The organism is Ralstonia sp. Ralssp110 (assembly GCF_047325135.1).
GTDB lineage: Bacteria > Pseudomonadota > Gammaproteobacteria > Burkholderiales > Burkholderiaceae > Ralstonia > Ralstonia mojiangensis.
In genome coordinates this window covers 126,695-145,095 of record NZ_CP168609.1, presented here as the reverse complement: position 1 = coordinate 145,095, position 18,401 = coordinate 126,695, and the positions used below count along the sequence as shown (strand labels likewise).

At 65.1% G+C, this 18,401-nt stretch carries 15 protein-coding genes and 1 riboswitch; of the genes, 10 read left to right on the top strand and 5 right to left on the bottom strand.

The window, feature by feature from the left end:
- The first annotated feature begins 310 nt into the window (after positions 1 to 310).
- On the top strand, positions 311 to 592 hold the full coding sequence (locus ACEN9T_RS01315; protein ID WP_092971996.1) for a hypothetical protein: 282 nt from the start codon (positions 311 to 313) through the stop codon (positions 590 to 592).
- A 19-nt stretch (positions 593 to 611) separates the two neighbouring features.
- On the opposite strand, the gene ACEN9T_RS01310 is transcribed toward ACEN9T_RS01315, so the two are convergent.
- Positions 612 to 968 (bottom strand): DUF3175 domain-containing protein, encoded by a 357-nt coding sequence (locus tag ACEN9T_RS01310; RefSeq protein ID WP_413706193.1) that lies wholly within the window; start codon positions 966 to 968, stop codon positions 612 to 614.
- Positions 969 to 1,120: 152 nt separating this feature from the next.
- Between ACEN9T_RS01310 and ACEN9T_RS01305 the strand changes: the two genes are divergently transcribed.
- From ACEN9T_RS01305 to ACEN9T_RS01295, 3 genes are all read left to right on the top strand, one after another.
- Positions 1,121 to 2,419, top strand: coding sequence for an MFS transporter (locus tag ACEN9T_RS01305; RefSeq protein WP_413706192.1), 1,299 nt, complete (start codon positions 1,121 to 1,123; stop codon positions 2,417 to 2,419).
- Between the two features lie 151 nt (positions 2,420 to 2,570).
- The gene (locus tag ACEN9T_RS01300) at positions 2,571 to 4,607 is read left to right on the top strand and encodes an ATP-binding protein (protein WP_413706191.1); all 2,037 of its coding nucleotides are present in this window, start codon (positions 2,571 to 2,573) and stop codon (positions 4,605 to 4,607) included.
- 269 nt (positions 4,608 to 4,876) lie between these two features.
- Positions 4,877 to 7,306 (top strand): penicillin acylase family protein, encoded by a 2,430-nt coding sequence (locus tag ACEN9T_RS01295; RefSeq protein ID WP_413706190.1) that lies wholly within the window; start codon positions 4,877 to 4,879, stop codon positions 7,304 to 7,306.
- A 332-nt stretch (positions 7,307 to 7,638) separates the two neighbouring features.
- On the opposite strand, the gene ACEN9T_RS01290 is transcribed toward ACEN9T_RS01295, so the two are convergent.
- Together ACEN9T_RS01290 and ACEN9T_RS01285 are read right to left on the bottom strand one after the other, a co-directional pair.
- Positions 7,639 to 8,565: a sugar kinase gene (locus tag ACEN9T_RS01290; RefSeq protein ID WP_343659503.1), complete on the bottom strand. Its 927-nt coding sequence runs from the start codon at positions 8,563 to 8,565 to the stop codon at positions 7,639 to 7,641.
- Positions 8,566 to 8,577: 12 nt separating this feature from the next.
- Positions 8,578 to 9,855, bottom strand: a complete 1,278-nt coding sequence (locus ACEN9T_RS01285; protein ID WP_413706189.1) for an amino acid deaminase — start codon at positions 9,853 to 9,855, stop codon at positions 8,578 to 8,580.
- Between the two features lie 162 nt (positions 9,856 to 10,017).
- Between ACEN9T_RS01285 and ACEN9T_RS01280 the strand changes: the two genes are divergently transcribed.
- From ACEN9T_RS01280 to ACEN9T_RS01260, 5 genes are all read left to right on the top strand, one after another.
- A complete protein-coding gene (locus ACEN9T_RS01280) occupies positions 10,018 to 10,887 on the top strand; it encodes a MurR/RpiR family transcriptional regulator (protein WP_175537132.1) in 870 nt (289 codons plus the stop codon).
- A gap of 13 nt (positions 10,888 to 10,900) precedes the next feature.
- Entirely contained in the window at positions 10,901 to 12,397 is a 1,497-nt protein-coding gene (locus tag ACEN9T_RS01275; RefSeq protein WP_092972312.1) for an N-acyl-D-amino-acid deacylase family protein, read from the top strand.
- Between the two features lie 42 nt (positions 12,398 to 12,439).
- Positions 12,440 to 12,826, top strand: a complete 387-nt coding sequence (locus ACEN9T_RS01270) for a RidA family protein (RefSeq protein WP_009240594.1) — start codon at positions 12,440 to 12,442, stop codon at positions 12,824 to 12,826.
- Positions 12,827 to 12,917: 91 nt separating this feature from the next.
- Positions 12,918 to 14,270, top strand: a complete 1,353-nt coding sequence (locus tag ACEN9T_RS01265; protein ID WP_413706188.1) for a gluconate:H+ symporter — start codon at positions 12,918 to 12,920, stop codon at positions 14,268 to 14,270.
- Positions 14,271 to 14,304: 34 nt separating this feature from the next.
- The gene (locus ACEN9T_RS01260) at positions 14,305 to 14,931 is read left to right on the top strand and encodes a bifunctional 4-hydroxy-2-oxoglutarate aldolase/2-dehydro-3-deoxy-phosphogluconate aldolase (RefSeq protein WP_092972008.1); all 627 of its coding nucleotides are present in this window, start codon (positions 14,305 to 14,307) and stop codon (positions 14,929 to 14,931) included.
- 36 nt (positions 14,932 to 14,967) lie between these two features.
- On the opposite strand, the gene ribB is transcribed toward ACEN9T_RS01260, so the two are convergent.
- Positions 14,968 to 15,693, bottom strand: coding sequence for a 3,4-dihydroxy-2-butanone-4-phosphate synthase (gene ribB, locus ACEN9T_RS01255; RefSeq protein ID WP_413706187.1), 726 nt, complete (start codon positions 15,691 to 15,693; stop codon positions 14,968 to 14,970).
- Positions 15,694 to 15,819: 126 nt separating this feature from the next.
- A riboswitch (FMN riboswitch) is annotated at positions 15,820 to 15,975 on the bottom strand.
- Between the two features lie 197 nt (positions 15,976 to 16,172).
- Between ribB and ACEN9T_RS01250 the strand changes: the two genes are divergently transcribed.
- On the top strand, positions 16,173 to 17,867 hold the full coding sequence (locus tag ACEN9T_RS01250; RefSeq protein ID WP_413706186.1) for a phospholipid carrier-dependent glycosyltransferase: 1,695 nt from the start codon (positions 16,173 to 16,175) through the stop codon (positions 17,865 to 17,867).
- 75 nt (positions 17,868 to 17,942) lie between these two features.
- Here ACEN9T_RS01250 and ACEN9T_RS01245 read toward each other — a convergent pair whose 3' ends face one another.
- Positions 17,943 to 18,383 carry a DUF333 domain-containing protein gene (locus ACEN9T_RS01245; RefSeq protein WP_413706185.1) on the bottom strand — a complete coding sequence of 147 codons (441 nt, stop codon included), beginning with the start codon at positions 18,381 to 18,383 and terminating at the stop codon, positions 17,943 to 17,945.
- Positions 18,384 to 18,401 lie beyond the last annotated feature (18 nt).

The window sequence follows — 18,401 nt, the reverse complement described above, 5'->3', positions numbered from 1 at the left end:
CAGGGTGCCTGCAAGGCGCGATGTGCATGCGATGCGCGCGCCATGGCACTTACCAGAATGGCACCTGTCCCTCCGCCTTGATAGCCCGGATTTGCACGGGGCCAAAAAATCCTGGCGGTTAATTGCGTTTACAAAGCTGACAAATCTCGTCAACGGACCGACGCATGGCGTCAAACCCGCTCGCATGCCGAGCGCCTGACTGCTGTTGAGGTGCCACTTTTCGGGCGACCGCATGGCATGTCCAGGCCAAAGGGAGCTGGTACGGAACCTGCGTTGGAGTGCACACCCGTTTCCCCCAAGAGGAGGCGTCATGCGCCACCCAGAACAACAAGCATCCGCCTCATACTCGCCGCTGTCGGCCGTACCGCCCACGCCGCCGGCCACACAGGAAACCGCGCGCCTAGTCGCCGAGACCATCCCTTTCAATCTCGAGCGCGGCGGCCGGAGCATCGAAGCCACCTATTCGACCCGCAACGGCATCGTGACGGTCAAATACCGGGGCAAGACGCTGTCCACGTATTCGCCGCAGGGTGACGAGGCCAACTACAAGGCGGTCGCCCGCCAGTTGCTCAGCGTCATGCTGACCATCTGAGCCGCGCCACACCTTCCCATCAATGCCGGGCCTTGGCCGCGCTATGCGCAGGGCGACCGAACTCGGCACGCAGCGCATCCTTGGCACGTTCGAGAATCCGGCGCCGGCCGGCGCTGAGGTTGTGCCCCGCCCGATTGATATAGAACGTCAGCATTGACATGGCCGACTGGAATGCCGTCCCCTTGCGCCGCCGGCTGTGCTCGGCCGATGCCTTGAGCGACGCTGCAATCCGCGCGGGGCTGCGCGACTTGAAGATGTCGGGTTCGATGTCCAGCGCGTCACTGGTTTCCATCACATGGTGCGACCAGCGCTGGGGCTTCGGTTTGGCCTTCGATTTGGCCGTCGCCGGCTTGGGCCGGGCGTGGTGCGTGGCCATGATGAAATCTCCTGTAATGATGTACCGGCAGTTCCGCAAGCCACGTACCCGCGCGGGCAGCTACAAAGCGGCGACTTCCGTTACGATGACGGACGCTTCACGCCTCTTTTCCGCCTCTTTCATTGATCGCCGGGTTCCGGCGCACATCCAACGTGTCTGGCGACGCCGGTCTTTCTCCCGCTTCCTCTTCCGCATCCGCGCAAACGCTTTCACATGCGCCGTTCTCCTACCCCGCCTTCAGGCTGTTCTGGTTCGCCCGGCTGTCCACCACCTTCGCGTATCAGATGTTCGGGGTGGCCGTCGGCTGGCAGATCTACGACCTGACGCGCAGCGCCTATGTGCTGGGGCTGGTCGGGCTGGCGCAGTTCTTGCCGTCGGTGGTGCTGGTGCTGGCTTCCGGCCATATTGCGGACCGCTACGACCGGCGGTACGTCGTGCGTGCCTGTCAGGCCATCGAAGCCCTGGTGGCCCTCGCGCTGGCTGTGCTGGCGGCCAATGGGCACGCCGGTGTGCAGCCGATCTTCCTGTGCGTGGTGGTGATTGGCGCCATGCGCGCCTTCGAGACGCCGACGCTGCAAGCGCTATTGCCGACGCTGGTGCCACTGCAGGCATTGCCGCGCGCAGTGGCGCTGTCGAGCTCGGCCGGGCAGACCGGCGTCATCCTGGGGCCGGCGCTGGGCGGCTTTCTGTACGTGGCCGGGGCCCCAGTGGTGTATGCCACGGCAGCCGCGCTGTTTTTGCTCGCGCACGTGTTGCTGGCGCTGGTGCGGATGGAGCGCGCTGTGCCCGTCAGCACGCCTGTGAGCCTCGAATCGCTGTTCGCGGGTATCGCGTTCATCAAGGGGCGGCCAGTGGTGCTGGGCGCCATCTCGCTCGACCTGTTTGCCGTGTTGCTGGGCGGCGCGACCGCGCTCCTGCCGATCTACGCGCGCGACATCCTGGGCACAGGCGCATGGGGGCTGGGGCTGCTGCGCTCGGCGCCGGCGGTGGGGGCGCTGGGCATGGCGCTCTTCCTGGCGCACCGCCCACTGGATCGGCGTGTTGGCCGGGTGATGTTTGCTGCCGTGGCGGTATTTGGACTGGCGACGCTGGTGTTCGGGGTGTCGCGCTGGCTGCCGCTGTCTATGCTGGCACTGGTGTTACTGGGCGCGTCGGACATGATCAGTGTGGTGATCCGCACTTCGCTGGTGCAGCTCGATACGCCCGATGCCATGCGCGGGCGCGTGAGCGCCGTCAATTCCGTGTTCGTGGGTGCGTCCAACCAGTTGGGCGAATTCGAATCGGGCATGTTGGCCGGGCTGCTGGGGCCAGTGGCCTCGGTGGTGCTTGGCGGCCTTGGCACGCTGTTGGTGGTGGCAGCCTGGATGCGGCTGTTTCCCGCCCTGACGCAACGCGATCGCATGCGCGATCCGCACCCCGAGCATGCCGGACACCCCTCTTCAGGGGGATAAACCCGCGGGCCCGCGCTGCTGCTGGCCTGAGCAAGAATGGGGCGCTGTCTTGCAAGCGTGTCAGCGAAACCCCGATGGCATCGGCGACGGCCAATTCGTATCCTGAGTCACCTTTGGCTGCCTTGTTCCACGCCCGGTATTGCGCCCGACTGTGACGTCCATTCCGCCCTCTTCGTCCCACCCTTCGGACGCGCGCGCTGCCGCCCCTGCCCCGTTGCCGGACCCTGGGCCCTTCAGCACTAGCGGGTTCAACGGTGCGCCGGCCATTCGTCCTTCCGCATGGCTCGTGGCGATCGGTGCTGCCGCAGTCGGCACGATCGGGCGGGTGCTGCTCGAATCGGCGATGGGTATCCATCTGCCGTTCTACCTGGCCTTTCCGGTAGTGACGATTGCCGCGTGGTATGGCGGCTTCTGGCCGGGGATGCTGGCCATCGCCTGCTATGCGGGGTTGTTCATGGCACTGGCCACGCTGCAAAGCTGGCCTGCCGCGATGCCTCTCACGTCAATCCAGATGACGGTGTTTGGGGTGGGCGCATTGCTCATCTGCGCCTTGTGCGAGCAGTTGCGCCGCGCCCGCGCCGGGGCTGAACGGCGTGCGCGGGCCGAAACCCAGCAACGCCTGTCGCAGCAACGCCTGCTGGCCGCACTGCAGGCCTCGCCCATTTCACTCTACGACGTCGACAACACGATGCACTTCACGTGGGTGCACAACCCCGTGTTCGGCCTGCAGCCCGAGCAGCTCATGGGGCGGACGGTGCGCGAAGTGTTCGGCCGCCGCGCCGCGTCGCGCCTGACCGAAGCCGGCCAGCGCGTTATCGCAACCGGCACGCCTACGCGCGTTGAGTTCGCATTCCGTCGGCGCCATACGCAGCGCGTGGTCTACGACGTGGTGGTCATGCCGCTGCGCGACGACACCGGAGAGATCATCGGTCTGACCAACGCCGTGATCGACATCAGCGAGCGCCGCCAGGCCGAGGCCCGCCGCACGCAGTTGCTCGAAGCCGAATCCCGCGCCCGCGAAGAAGCCGAGCGCGCCAGCCGCCTGAAGGACGATTTCCTGGCGACCGTCAGCCACGAGCTACGCACACCGCTCAATGCGGTGCTGGGCTGGGCGCAACTGCTGAACATGCGCGCCTACGATGAAGCGATGTTCAAGCGCGGCATTGAAGCCATCGAGCGCAGCGCCCGCACGCAAGTCCACCTGATCGATGATCTGCTCGACATGTCGGCCATCCTCTCGGGCAAGGTCCCGCTGGAGATCGGCCCCGTGGACCTGGCCGATGTGCTGGAACGCGCGCGCGAGACCATCGAGCCCATGGCGCGCCAGAAGAACATCACCATCGATACCGAATTCCTGCCCGTGCCGATGCTGCAAGGCGATGCCGGGCGCCTGAAGCAGGTGTTCTGGAACCTGCTGGCCAACGCCGTCAAGTTCACGCCTGAGGGTGGGCACATCCGGCTCTCGGTGCACCCGTCGCCCGAAGGCGTGGTCGCCACCGTGCGCGACACCGGCATCGGCATCGAGCCGGCCTTCCTGCCGCATATTTTTGACCGCTTCCAGCAGGCCGATCTGTCCAGCACACGCCGCCACGGCGGGCTCGGCCTGGGGCTGGCGATTGCCAAGCAGCTTGTCGAGCTGCATCACGGCCGCATCACCGCCGCCAGCAGCGGTGCGGACCGTGGCACCACCATGGCCGTGTCGCTACCGCTGCATGCAGCGCAACCGGGCGAACAGGCCAACCGCGCGCCGGGGCTGGTCGCAGGGACAGGCATGCCGACGCTGGACGGCATCCGCGTGCTGGCGGTGGATGACAACCCCGAATCGCTCGGCGTGATCGCCCTGATGCTGGAGCGCTACGGCGCCGAGGTTGTCACTGTATCCGGCGGAGCCGCCGCGCTCGAGGCGCTGGAACATGCAGTCGCCAACGCCTACCCGTTCGATGCGCTGGTCAGCGACCTTGCCATGCCGGGCATGGACGGCATGCAGCTCGTGCGAGCCGTGCGCGAACGCGGTTTGACCGACCTGCCCGCCATCGCCGTGACGGCTTTCGCCGACCCGATCCGCCTGAAGGCAGCGAAGGAAGCCGGTTACCAATCCGTCATCACGAAGCCGATCTTCCCGGGCGAGCTGGGCCACGTGCTGGCCGCAAATGTGCATCGCAAGACCGGGCCTGAGACGCTGGTGTGACACATCGGCAACCATGCCTTGACGGAATGGTTGACCGAACAAAAGTCATTGGCGCAGGTGGCGAGAGGTCCGCATACTCGTCAGTCTGTGCCGATCGGTGGGCATCTCTCCCCTAGCAGTTGCCAGCACCGGCTCACTCGATCGGCCAGCTTGCCCTTCCCAATCAGCCGCGCTCGCGGTTGTCTGCCGTATCCATAAGAACGCCTGAATCCTCCCTGCCCATCTGGGCTGCGCTGGCATTCCGGGCTCAGAGAGGAGACTGCATCGCCATGCTTATCCGTTCGCTTCCCGTGCTGTTGTCTGCCGTTGCGCTTGGCATTTCTGCGCAGGCCGCTGCCAAAGACGCGCCCAAGGCGGCCACTCAGACCATCGCCGTACCCGGCCTGTCAAAACCCGCCGACATCCTGATCGACCGCTGGGGCGTGCCACACATTTACGCCAAGAGCGAAGACGACGGCTTCTTCGCGCAAGGCTTCAACGCGGCGCGGGACCGCCTGTTCCAGATCGATCTGTGGCGCCGCCGCGGCCTGGGACAGCTTTCGGAGGTGTTCGGGGCCGCCTATGTCGAACAGGATCACGCGACGCGGCTGTTCCTCTATCGCGGTGACATGCAAGTCGAATGGAATCATTACAGCCCCGATGCGCAGCGCATTGCCACGCGCTTCGTCGCCGGCATCAACGCGTATGTCGACTGGCTGATCAAGCATCCGGAGCAGATGCCGTTCGAGTTCCGCAAGCTCCACTACACGCCCGCGCACTGGGCGCCGGAAGACGTGGTGCGCATCCGCAGCCACGGGCTGACGCGCAATCTGCAATCGGAAGTCGCACGCGCCAACGTGGCCTGCAAAGCCAACCTTGCTGACGACACCGTCCGCTTCGGCCTGCAACCCGCCTGGCAAACCCAGTTGCCCGAAGGCCTGGACCCGTGCCTGCCGAAGGATCTGCTGAAGGTCTTCACGTTGGCCACGCAGGGCGTGAAGCTCACGCCAGAAGCGCTCAAGGGCGTGGATATCGACAACACGCGCGTGGCCGCCGCCGCCAACCTCGAAGAGACGATGGAGGGCAGCAACAACTGGGTGATCGCGCCGGGCAAATCCACCACCGGCCGCGCCGTGATGGCCAACGACCCGCACCGCGCGTATTCGGCACCGAGCCTGCGCTACATCGCCCACGTCAGCACACCTACGCTCGACATCATCGGCGCCGGAGAGCCATCGCTGCCGGCCGTGTCGATCGGGCATAACGGGCACGTCGCGTTCGGCCTGACCATCTTCAACATTGATCAGGAAGACCTCTACGTCTACGAACTGAACCCGGCCAACAATAGCGAATACCGCTACAACGGCGGCTGGGAGCCCTTCACCGTGCTGCACGAAGCCGTGAAGGTGCGCGGCGGTGAGTCCCGCCCCGTCGACCTGACCTTCACGCGCCACGGCCCCGTCATCTACATCGATGCCGAGAAGCACCGGGCGTATGCCGTGCGCTCCGCGTGGCTGTCGCCGGGCATGTCGCCGTATTTCGGCTCGGTCGGCTACATGCGCGCACGCACTTTCGCGCAGTTCAAGCAGTCGATGATGAACTGGGGCGCCCCCACTGAAAACCAGGTCTATGCGGACACAAAAGGCAACATCGGCTGGGTTCCGGGCGGCCTCGCCCCGATCCGCCCGAACTGGGACGGCCTGCTGCCGGTGCCCGGTGACGGCCGCTACGAATGGGCCGGATTCTGGCGCGGCGATCAACTGCCCAGCACCTACAACCCCAAGTCAGGCTACTTCACCTCGTCCAACGAGATGAACCTGCCACCGGACTACCCGTACCGCGAGCGAAAGCTCGGCTTCGAGTGGACCAACGGCTCGCGCCACGCACGCATTGACGAAGTGCTGGCCAGACTCGACAAGGTGTCGATCGAAGATTCGATGCGCCTGCAGAACGACATGGTCTCGATCCCGGCGCGCAGGCTGATGGCCCTGCTGGCGCCTCTGTCGTCCAACGACGCCGACACGCAAGCCGCGCTCAACCTGTTCAAGGGCTGGAACGCGACCATGCTGGCGGATTCTCCGCAAGCCGCGCTGCATGAGGTCTGGTTCACGCACCACCTGAGCCGCGCATTCAAGAACGCCGTGCTTTCCAAGGCCAGCGCCGAAGCAATGGCCGCGCCCGACACCGACGTCATGCTCGACACGCTGGAACACCCGCAAGGCAGCGAACACAAGTTTGGCGAAGACCCGCAACAAGCCGCCACCAAACGTGATGCCGTGCTGCTCGACAGCCTGAAGAATGCGTGGAGCGATATGGTCAAACGCCAGGGCCCGAACCCGCAAGCGTGGAACTGGGGCCAACTGCACCACAACCTCAACGCCCATCCGTTCGCCGCCATCGTCGACGAAGCCACGCGCGCCAAGCTCAACGTCGGCCCCACGCCTGAAGGCGGCAGCCCCTACACGCCCAACCAATCGACGTATCGCGCGAGCGATTTCCTGCAGACGAACGGCCCGTCGTTCCGCACGGTGGTGGACGTCGGCAACTGGGACAACTCGCGCGCCGTCAACCTCCCCGGCCAGTCCGGTGACCCCGACAGCCCACACTACCGGGACCTGGCACCGCTGTGGCTCAAGGGCGAATACTTCCCCCTGCTGTATTCGCGCAAGGCGGTGGAAGCGGCAACCGAGTCGCGCGTGCATCTGGTGCCTGGGAAGTAAGCACACGATGAGCAAAAAGAAAACGCCACCGCAAACAATGCGGTGGCGTTTTCCTTTACCCAACAAGAACACAGCTGGGCACCAACACAGGCACACGACGGTTTGGCCGTACCTTGCCCTAGATGGCGCCTTGGATTTTTGTCGCGGGGAGGAAAAAGGAAGGAGCCCTGTTTGAGCGCAGCGAGTTTGGCTCCTTCCCCTCCCCGTGACACAAATCCAAGGGGAAGTCGCCATCTCGGGCGCGCCTTTCTTTGCTTACTTTCTTTGGCAAGACAAAGAAAGTGAGTCAGCCCCGGCAGGGGATGAAACACCAGCGCACCAACAACATCCTTTCAGGCAGTCTGCGTGGACGCCAACACCGCCCGCACCACCTCCGCCCGCGGAATCGGCGCCACAGCGCTATAGCCCGTCGTCGAAATCGCCGCCGCCACATTCGCATACCGCGCCGCCTCTACCGGCGAATCCCCGGCCACAATCCGCGCCACAAACGACCCGCCAAAACAATCGCCCGCACCGGTCGCATCAATCGCATTGACCGTATGACGCGGCACCAGCGTGCGCGACTCGGGCGTGGCCACGTAACAGCCTTCCGCGCCCATCTTGAGCGCCACCAGCTTCACGCCCCAGCCGAGCAGCGTATCGACAATGCCATCGCGGTCATGGCAGTCGAGCAGCACGGTCACGTCATCCCAACTCGGCAGGCAGAGATCGCACGTCCGCATCGCTTCCTGCATCACGGCGCGGGCGCGCGCCAGCGGCCACAGGCGCAGGCGCAGGTTGGTGTCGAACGACACCAGCACACCCGACGCCCGCGCATGCGCCATCGCCGCCAGACCCGCGTCGCAGGCCGTATCGCTGATGGCGAGGCTGATGCCCGACAGGTGAAAGGCCTTGGCAGACGAAATCGCCTGCAATGGCAGTTGCGCCGTCTGGAAGCGGCTGGCTGCCGAGCCCGCGCGCAGGTAGTCGAAGTGGTGGCCACGTGCATCGTGCGACACGAAGTACAGGCCCGTGGGCGCCTGCGTATCGGTGTGCACGTAGGTGTGGTCGACACCTTCGTCCTGCCACAGCGCGCGCAGCGCCTGGCCGAAGCGGTCGGCGCCCACCGCGCTGATGTAGCCCGTGCGTGCGCCCTGCCGTGCCGCGGCAATGCAGAAGTTCGACGTATCGCCGCCGAAGCCGAAATTCCACGACGTGCTGCCGGGATCCGCCTGGTTGAACTCGATCAGCGCTTCGCCGTAGGCGAGGATGTCTGCCATGGGCGCTCTCGCTCAGAAGTAGGTCTGCACAACGTCGACCACGTTGTACGCATCGTCAACCACCGAAATCTGGCGCCACTTGTCGAACGTCAGGCACGGGTGCGAGATATCGAAGGCGATCATGTCGCCGACCTTGATGTCGTCGCCTTGGGCGATCTTCAGGTAGGCATGCTGATCCATCATGCCGGTGACTTCCCAGTGCGCCGGCGTGGCTGACGGCATCTTGTCACCCGGGCGGAAATGCAGCACCGGCAGCGGCAGACCGGCGTCGAATGCGGCGTCACGCTTGCCCATTGCGATGATGGCGCGCTCAGCCTCAGGCACCGATTGCACATAGGCCCAAAGCTGGAGCGCCGGCAGCAGGCTCGAACGCATCTTGTGCGCGATCGGGTTGTTGGCGTCGATACGGGCTTGCGCCGCGCGGTAGATGCCCACATCGTGCGTCAGATAGCAGCCCGGGCGCAGCACCACATCCAGCGGCTGGCCGATACTGGCCTTGGCGAATTCTTCGGCCACGACGTCGTACCAAGCCGACCCGGCGCCGGTCAGCACAGCCGGCGTGCGTTGCAGGCGACCCGCCTTCGCCAGATCCTCCGTCACCTTCACGGCGCGCTGCAGGAAGGCGCGGATATCCGCCTCTTCCTTGATCACGCCCTCATAGACTTCAACGCCTGCGAGCTTGACGGCGCCATCGGCACGCGTGAGCGCATCGAGCACCGATTGCAGTTGCGCGTCGTCGCGCACGCCGGTGCGGCCGCCTTGCACGCCCAGTTCGATCAGCACCTGGATCGGGCGCCCCGCCTTGCCGAAAAATGCGGCAAGCTGATCGACCTGATCCGCCGCATCCACCAAGCAGAAGAACTCAAACGTCGGATCGGCCAGCAACTCGGCGAGGATCGCCATGTTGCGCTTACCGACCAGCTGATTGGCCATCAGGACGCGACGCACGCCGTGGGCATAGGCAACGCGCGTCTGGTGCGCCGTAGCCAGCGTGATGCCCCATGCACCGCCGGCCAGCTGACGTTGGAACAGGCGAGGCGCCATCGTCGTCTTGCCATGCGGTGCGAGCTTGGCGCCGTATTCGCTCACGAAGCGCTGCATCCAGGCGAGGTTGTGCTCCACGCGCGATTGCGAGAGCACCGCCGCGGGCAGGTTCAGGTCTTCGTTCAAAACATTCCAGCGCTGCGCAGCAATCTGCTCCGGCGCGCATGCGGTTTCCAACGCACCCAAGCCCTTGTCGAGCGGGTTGACGACGGCGTTGGCGTCTCCTTGGTACTTTGTATCACTCATGGGATTCGGCTCGTGTTCCTTTGGGGGTAAACATCGGGTTGACACAATGATAGCGGCGAAACTATTCTCCGGGCCAGCCTGTTACAAAGTACCAAAGCACTCTCAAAGCCGCTATCCGGACCACTACCGGGGGCCAGAATGCGAGACCCTAAGCCCGACCCGATGCGTGAACCGATGGACATCGTGACCCGACTCTCCCAGCGTGCCGCTGAACTGCGTCCCGCCGAGCAGAAGGTCGCGCAGACGGTCTTGAGCGACATTGCCGAAGCCGCCGCCGGCAGCATCCAGACGCTGGCCGAACGCGCTGGCGTGAGTGAGGCCAGCGTCACCCGCTTTGCCAAAGCGATGGGTTGTCGCGACGTGCGAGAACTCAAGCTCAAGCTAGCGCAGGCAGCCGCAGTCGGCCAGCGCTTTCTGGATGGCGGCGCGGACCGCCCACCTTCAAGCGCGGACGGCATCCTGGCCGACATCAGCAATGTGCTGGAGGCCAATCGCGCGCTGGTGCAGCCCGAGGCGTTCCGCACTGCGGCACTCGCCCTGGTGGCGGCGCGCATGATTGCCGTGTTCGGCATGGGCGGCGGCTCGACCACCATGGCCGACGAAATGCGCTACCGCCTTGCGCGCCTAGGACGGCCGGTCACCACCTATCATGATTCGATGCTGCAGCGGATGGTTGCGGCCACGCTCAGCCCGGACGATGTGGTGGTCGTGTTTTCCGTGACTGGCCACGTGCCCGAGGTGATCGACAGCGTGACAATCGCGCGCGAGTACGGCGCGAAGATCGTCGCCATCACGGCCATCGGCTCACCGCTGGCTGCGCTGGCCGATGTCTTGCTGCCGATCCAGGCCATGGAAACCGATTTCATCTTCAAGCCGTCGTCATCGCGCTACGCCATGATGATGATGATTGACCTGCTGGCCACCGAGGTCGCACTGCAGCAGGCCGATCGCAGCAAGGAGCTCTTACGGCGCATCAAGTACGTGCTCGATGCGCATCGCGGCGGCGGCAATCGCCAGCCGCTCGGGGATTGAGCAGGAGCAGCACATGCAGCAGTACGACACCGTCATCCGTCAGGTCCGCATTGTGGACGGCAGCGGCCACGAACCCGAGGCCACGCTGTTCGACGTGGCCATCACCGATGGCCGCATCGCCGCCATCGCCACATCCGACTCCACCGCCTGGCTGGGGGATGAAGAAATTGCCGGCGAGGGCCGCGTCCTCGCCCCCGGCTTCATCGACGTGCACACGCACGACGATACCAACGTGATCCGCACGCCCGACATGCTGTGCAAGGTGTCTCAGGGCATTACGACGGTGATCGTCGGGAACTGCGGCATCAGCGCGTCGCCCGCCACGCTCAAGGGTGAACCGCCCGACCCGATGAACCTGCTCGGGCCAGCCAGCGCGTTTGCGTACCCGACCTTCGCCGCCTATGTCGACGCGGTGGAGCGCGCCAAGCCGACGGTCAATGTGGCGGCGCTGGTCGGCCACACGGCACTGCGCAACAACCACCTGGACCGCCTCGATCGCCCCGCCACCGCCGATGAAGTCGAAGGCATGCGCACACAACTGCGCGAGGCGCTCGACAACGGCGCGCTGGGCCTGTCGACAGGCCTCGCCTATGCCAACGCCTTCGCTTCGACCACCGAGGAAGTGATGGGCCTGGCCGAACCGCTGGCCGAAGCCGGCGCCATCTATACGACGCATTTGCGTACCGAATTTGCCGCGATTCTCGATGCGATGGACGAGGCGTATCGCATCGGCAAGCATGCACGCGTGCCCATCGTGATCTCGCACCTGAAATGCGCGGGTGCGGCCAACTGGGGCCGCGCGGGCGAAGTGCTGGAATCCATCGAAGGTGCCCAGCGCTATCAGCCCGTGGGCTGCGACTGCTATCCGTACACCGCAAGCTCGTCCACGCTGGACTTGAAGCAGGTGACGGACGAATTCGACATCTTCATCACGTGGTCTGAGCCGGAGCCGGGCATGGCCGGACAGACGCTCAAGGAGATCGCCGCCGCGTGGGGCACCGACCTGATGGACGCCGCGCGCCGCCTGCAGCCGGCAGGCGCCGTGTACCACAACATGTCCGCGCAGGATCTGGACCGCATCATCACCCACCCTGCGACGGTGATCGGCTCCGACGGCCTGCCGAACGATCCGAAACCGCATCCGCGCCTATGGGGCGCCTTTCCGCGCGTGCTGGGGTACTACAGCCGCGAGCGCAAGCTGCTCTCGCTGTCGGCCGCCATCCGCAAGATGACAGGCCAGTCCGCCGAGCGCTTCGGCCTGACTGAACGCGGCCTGGTGCGCGAGGGCTATTGGGCGGATCTCGTTTTGTTCGATCCCGAAACGGTTCGCGATGTCGCCACCTTTACCGACCCGCAGCAACCGGCCGCGGGCATTGCGGCGGTGTGGGTCAACGGCCATCTGTCATATCAGGGTGGTGCCGTGCAGCCCGCGGTACAGACACCCGGCGCGGGGCGCTTTCTCAAGCGCGGGCCGCGTGCGCAGGCAGTTGCGGCCACCGAAGTCCACTGAAATCCGAGTTTGTTTGAGAGTTTTGAAAGAAGGAACGTAGCGATGACGATTACCCGAATTGGCGTTGAAGGCGGCACCGGTACCGGTGGCCAGCACCTCCCCTTTGCCCGCGCGGCCGGCGCAGACGGCTGGCTGTTCGTCTCGGGCCAGACGCCCATGGTGAACGGCGAGGTGGTCGGCAACGGCATCGTCGAGCAATCCCACCAGACCATCAAGAACGTGCTCGCCATCCTGGCCGAAGCGGGCTACGGCCCCGAACACGTCGTGCGCTGCGGCGTGTGGCTGGATGACCCGCGCGACTTCCAGTCGTTCAACAAGGTGTTCAAGGAGTACTTCGGCGCCAACCCGCCCGCGCGCGCCTGCGTGGTGTCGAGCATGGTGATCGACTGCAAGGTTGAAGTCGATTGCGTGGCGTACAAGAAGCCGTAACGCGCAATACAAGCGCAGTTCAAAACGGGCGCCCGCACAACGGCGCGCCCACGACAACAAGAGCCGTGAATATCCCTGAGGAGGAAACCCGATGGTCCCGATGCAAGGCAACTCGCTATTGCTGACCGCCGCGCTGGCGGTGGTCGCGCTGATCTACCTGATTGCAGTCCAGAAGCTGAACCCGTTCGTCACGCTGATCGTCGTCTCGCTCGCGCTGGGCGTGGTGGTCGGTATGCCGATGGGCAATATCGTCAAGGCGTTCGAAACCGGTGTGGGCGGCACGCTCGGCCACATTGCGCTGGTGGTGGGCCTCGGGACGATGCTCGGCAAGATGATGGCGGAATCCGGGGGGGCCGAGCGCATCGCCAAAACGCTCATCAGTGCCTTTGGCGAGAAGAACGCGCACTGGGCCATGATGGTCGTGGCGTTCATCATCGGTTTGCCGGTGTTCTTTGAAGTCGGTTTCGTGCTGCTGATCCCGATTGCCTTTAACGTGGCCAAGCGCACGGGCACGCCGATCCTGATGGTCGGCCTGCCGATGGTGGCCGGCCTGTCGGTGGTGCACGGCCTGATTCCTCCGCACCCGGCCGCGCTGCTGGCCGTGACGGCTTACCAGGCAGACATCGGCAAGACCATCATGTATGCGCTGATCGTTGGCCTGCCGACGGCCATCCTGGCCGGTCCGCTGTGGGCGATGCTGATCTCGCGCTACGTCAAGCCGGACGAGAACAACCCGCTGGCCGCGCAGTTTGTTGAGGCCGACCAGAAGCGCGAACTGCCGGGCTTTGGCGTGACGCTGTTCACGATCCTGCTGCCGGTGGTGCTGATGCTGATTGGCAGCTGGGCCGACCTGATCGCCGCGCCCAAGACGCTGGCAAACGACATCCTCAAGCTGGCCGGCAACTCGGTGATGGCCCTGCTGATTGCCGCCATCGTGAGCTTCTACACGTTCGGCAAGGCACGCGGCTTCAATCGAGACACCATCCTCAAGTTCACCAACGAGTGTCTGGCACCGATCGCCACGATCACGCTGGTGGTGGGTGCAGGCGGCGGCTTCGGCCAGATCCTGCGTGATTCGGGCGTGTCGAAGGCCATCGTGGCTGTCGCCACCGACGCACATCTGTCGCCGCTGCTGTTGGGCTGGGTGGTGGCCGTGCTGATCCGTATCGCCACGGGTTCGGCCACGGTGGCCATGACGACCGCCTGCGGCATCGTCGCCCCGATCGCTGCAGCTTCGGGCGCCGCCGTCAAGCCGGAGCTGATGGTGCTAGCCACGGGCGCCGGCTCGCTGATCCTGTCACATGTGAATGACGGCGGCTTCTGGCTGGTGAAGGAGTATTTCAACCTGACCGTGCCGCAGACCTTCAAGACGTGGACGGTGCTGGAAACCATCATCTCGATCGTCGCGCTGCTGCTCACGCTTGCGCTGGCGACCGTCGTTTAAGCTTGTTCTGTTGAAGTTGATCTAGGAGAACGTTGTGGGTATCGATTCCGTCGTCAAGGCCGGCCCGGTCATCCCGGTGCTGCAGTTCCAATCTGTCGATGAAGGCGTCAAGGTGTGCCGCGCGCTATACGAGGGCGGTATCCGCACGTTCGAGATCACGATGCGCACGCCGGTGGCGCTGGATGTGATCCGTGCGGTGGTGAATGACCTGGGCGGAGATGCCATCGTCGGCGCCGGCACGCTCACGCGGCCGGAGCATTTCCAGCAGGCGAAGGATGCCGGTGCGGTGTTCGCGGTGTCGCCGGGCATTACGCCCATGTTGGCCGTGGCGCAGGCCAAGACAGAACTCGATTGGCTGCCGGGCATAGCCACGCCGTCCGAGCTGATCCTGGCGCTGGAGTTCGGCCTGAACACGCTCAAGTTCTTCCCGGCAGAAGCGGCTGGCGGCATCCCGATGCTCAAGTCGATCTATGGCCCCTTCGGCGATGTGCGTTTCTGCCCGACCGGCGGCATCACACCGCAAAGCGCGCCCGACTACCTCGCGCTGCCCAACGTGGTGTGCGTAGGCGGCTCGTGGATGGTGCCCAAGGACAAGGTCGCTGCCGGTGACTGGGCAGGCATTACGGCGCTCGCCAAGGAAGCGGCCGCGCTCAAGCGGTAAATCAGCGTTACCTTTTTCGCGCGGCCGGCTTTGGCATTAGACGAAGCTGACCGCGCGCTCCATCTGCTCCCGATATTGAACGATGTCTTCAATGGTCAGCACCGGCAGGTTGTGCTGATCAGCGAAGCGCACCGCGTCGTCCCGGCGCGCCATGGTGCCGTCGGGCAGCATCAGTTCGCATAGCACGGCAGCCGGCGGCAAGCCCGCCAGACGTGCCAGGTCGACCGAGCCCTCGGTATGACCGCGCCGCGCCAATACCCCGCCCTCCTTTGCCACCAGCGGAAACACATGCCCGGGGCTGACGACCGATTGCGTATCGGCATCTGCCGCGATGGCTGCGCGGATGGTCGTGATGCGGTCCGCTGCAGATACGCCGGTGCTCACGCCCGTGCGTGCCTCGATCGACACCGTGAACGCCGTGCCGTACTGGCTGCGGTTGTCTTCCACCATCGGGCGCAAGCCGAGCGATGCGCTCTTCTCCGCCGTCAGGCACAGGCAGACGATGCCGCTGCACTCGCGAATGAGCATCGCCATGCTGGCCTGGGTGAGCTTGTCGGCGGCGACGATGAGGTCGGCCTCGTTCTCGCGGTCGGCATCGTCGAGCACGACAACGGGCACGCCCAGCCGCACCGCATCGAGCGCGGCGGCCATGCGCGCGGGCATGTCGGCCGGATCAAAGCGGGCATCGATGGCCTCAAGCATCACATTGCTGGCAGGCAACGCGGGCGGGCGAACTACAGGGGATTGCTGAGTGGACAACATGGAAACGCTCCTCGCAAGATTGGCGACAAGACGTTCCAGGGCAAGCAGACAAACACGCGCGAGCCATGCAGCGGCGCAGCCAGGCACAAAGCCAAGCGCGCCCCTGTAGCGGGGGCGTGTTGTTCCGCACATCTTCTTCCATCCGGACTCTGACCGTCGGCCCCGGCATCTCACCGGATCTGCTGACCCTTGCATGCAGGCGCATGCAAGGCGCTCGCGGGCTCACGGACGCAAGGTCCGCATACCGCCGGTGGGGAATTCCACCCCGCCCTGAAGACGTACTGAACCGGCAGGATTGCCGGCAAGCGCCATGCTACCGCAACAAGTTGCAACGATTCGACCCTACTGACGGGTCGGGCAAAGCGCTATCTAGGCTTCGTGATGGCTGCGGTCGCTAATACACGGCATGAAGATCAACGCTGATCCGGCATCGACTAGAATCCACCCTTTCCGACCGTGCCCGCGAAGTTCACCCCTGCATGGAATCCCGCCTTGTTTCCTCCCGCCGCTCGCCATGGATGGCGTTGCTTGTCATCGCGCTCGTCGCTGTGTTCCTCGCGCTGTGGACGGATGACCTGTTCCAGCGCTCTACCCTGTTCCGGCCAGATGAAGGCCGCTATGCGGAGATCCCGCGCGAGATGGTGGTCTCGGGCGACTGGGTAACGCCGCGCCTGAACGACCTCAAATATTTCGAGAAGCCGCCTCTGCAGTACTGGACGACGGCGGCCACGTTCCAGGCGTTCGGCGTCAATGCCTGGGGGGCGCGCCTGTGGCCAGTGCTGTTCGGTCTGGGCGGCATCCTGATGACGGCCTGGACGCTGGCGGTCTATCGCGGCGGGCGGGCCGCGGCAACCGGCGCGGCAATTCTCGCCTCGTCGCTGCTGTATCTGCTGTTCGGGCAGGTCATCACGCTCGACATGGGCGTGGGCTTCTTCCTGACCGTCGGAGCGTGCGGCTTTGCGCTGGCGCAGCGGCCGAGTGCATCGCGTGGCGGGCGGCTCGCATGGATGCTGGTGGTCTGGCTGGCGCTGGCAGGTGCGACGCTCACCAAGGGGTTGATCGGGCTGGTCGTCCCGGGCTTGATCGGCGTGGCCTATCTGCTGATGACGCGCGACTGGGCACTGATCCGCCGCATGCACTGGCTACCGGGCCTTGCGCTGTACCTGATCGCCACGGTGCCATGGTTCGTGATCGTGCAGCAGCGCAACCCGGAGTTCTTCAACTTTTTCTTTATCCACGAGCATTTCCAGCGCTTCCTGACCAATGAGCACCATCGCAGCGGCAAGTGGTGGTACTTCATCGCGGTGGGCGCGGCGGGGCTGCTGCCGTGGACGCCGCTGCTGTTTGCGGCCATCGGCCGGCGCATGGGGCGCGTGGCCGATCTCTTCGTTGGCACGCGACAGTTTGATTTGATGCGCTGGTCGATTGCGTGGGCGGGGATGATTTTCCTGTTCTTCTCGGCGTCCAGCTCGAAGCTGCCGGGCTATATCGTGCCGGCCTTCCCTGCGCTGGCGATTGTGCTGGCTTTGGCGCTGGAGAAGATGCCCACGCGCACCGTCGCGTGGTCGCTGGGCGTCAATCTTGTGATCGCCATCGGCCTGTGGTTTGCGGTGCCGATGATCGGCGCCAAGGCCGGCGCGAAGATGCCGGTTGAACAGGTTGCGGTGGCCATGCCTGCGTTGCGTGAGGTCATGGCCATGCTGGCCGTCGGCACGCTGGCTGCACTCGTGGCGCTGCGCTGGCAGAAGCGCACCGTGGCCGTAATCGTGCTGTCGATCTCTGCCCTGTTCTGCTGGGATCGCGTGCTCAACGCCAGCGAGATCTTCCGCGACGCGCTGTCTGCCCGCGACGTCATCGAAAAGACGCTGAGCGCGACGGGCCCGATTCCGGCCGAGACGCCGTTCTACTCGGTCGAGTGGCTAGATCAGACCGCCATCTACTACCTCGGTCGCCCAATGACGCTGGTCTCGGGCTTTGACGAACTGGAAATGGGCGCCGGCCTGGAACCGAGCAAGGTCGTTGCCACCACTGACGAATGGATCAAGCGCTGGACCGACGGGCCACCCGCTTACGCATTCATGCGCCGCACCACGTGGCAGAAACTCCAAGACGCCGGTGTGCCGATGCGCCTGGTGGCCGAATCTGCCGACAAGGTGGTGGTGGCGCGGCGGTAAGCGCACCTCCAAACCATTCGCCTCCTCCAAACAAAAAGGGCCGCAACATCTGCGGCCCTTTTTCATTGCCTGCGGTTACCACGTACAACTGCCGCGCAGGAACGCCCATTCCTCGCACTCATCGCCGCCGGGACTGACGCACGTTCCTACGTCAGCGCCGTTGGCACGCGTGGAAAACTCAAGTTGACCGCCGCGCTGCAGGCAATACGTGGATGCCGGATTCGCCATGCCCGGCGTTGCGCGCGGGGGTTCCGCATCTGCGGCAGGCGGCGGCGCGTAAGCCGGCGGCTGGGACGGCACCGACTGCATGGCCGGTGACGGCGGCAGCGTGGTCGCCGGCGCAGGTGCCGGTGCGGGCGGCGGCGGAGGTGCGGGCTCGATGGTCATGCGCGGCGGCTGCCACGGAGGCATCGGCGACGAGCAGGCTGCCAAGCCCATCGCCAGCACACAAGCGGCAACGGTGGCGGCCATGCGGGCCTGGCCAGCATCCTTGACGAGACAGACAGCGCGATCCATGCGTTTTCCTCCCGGAGT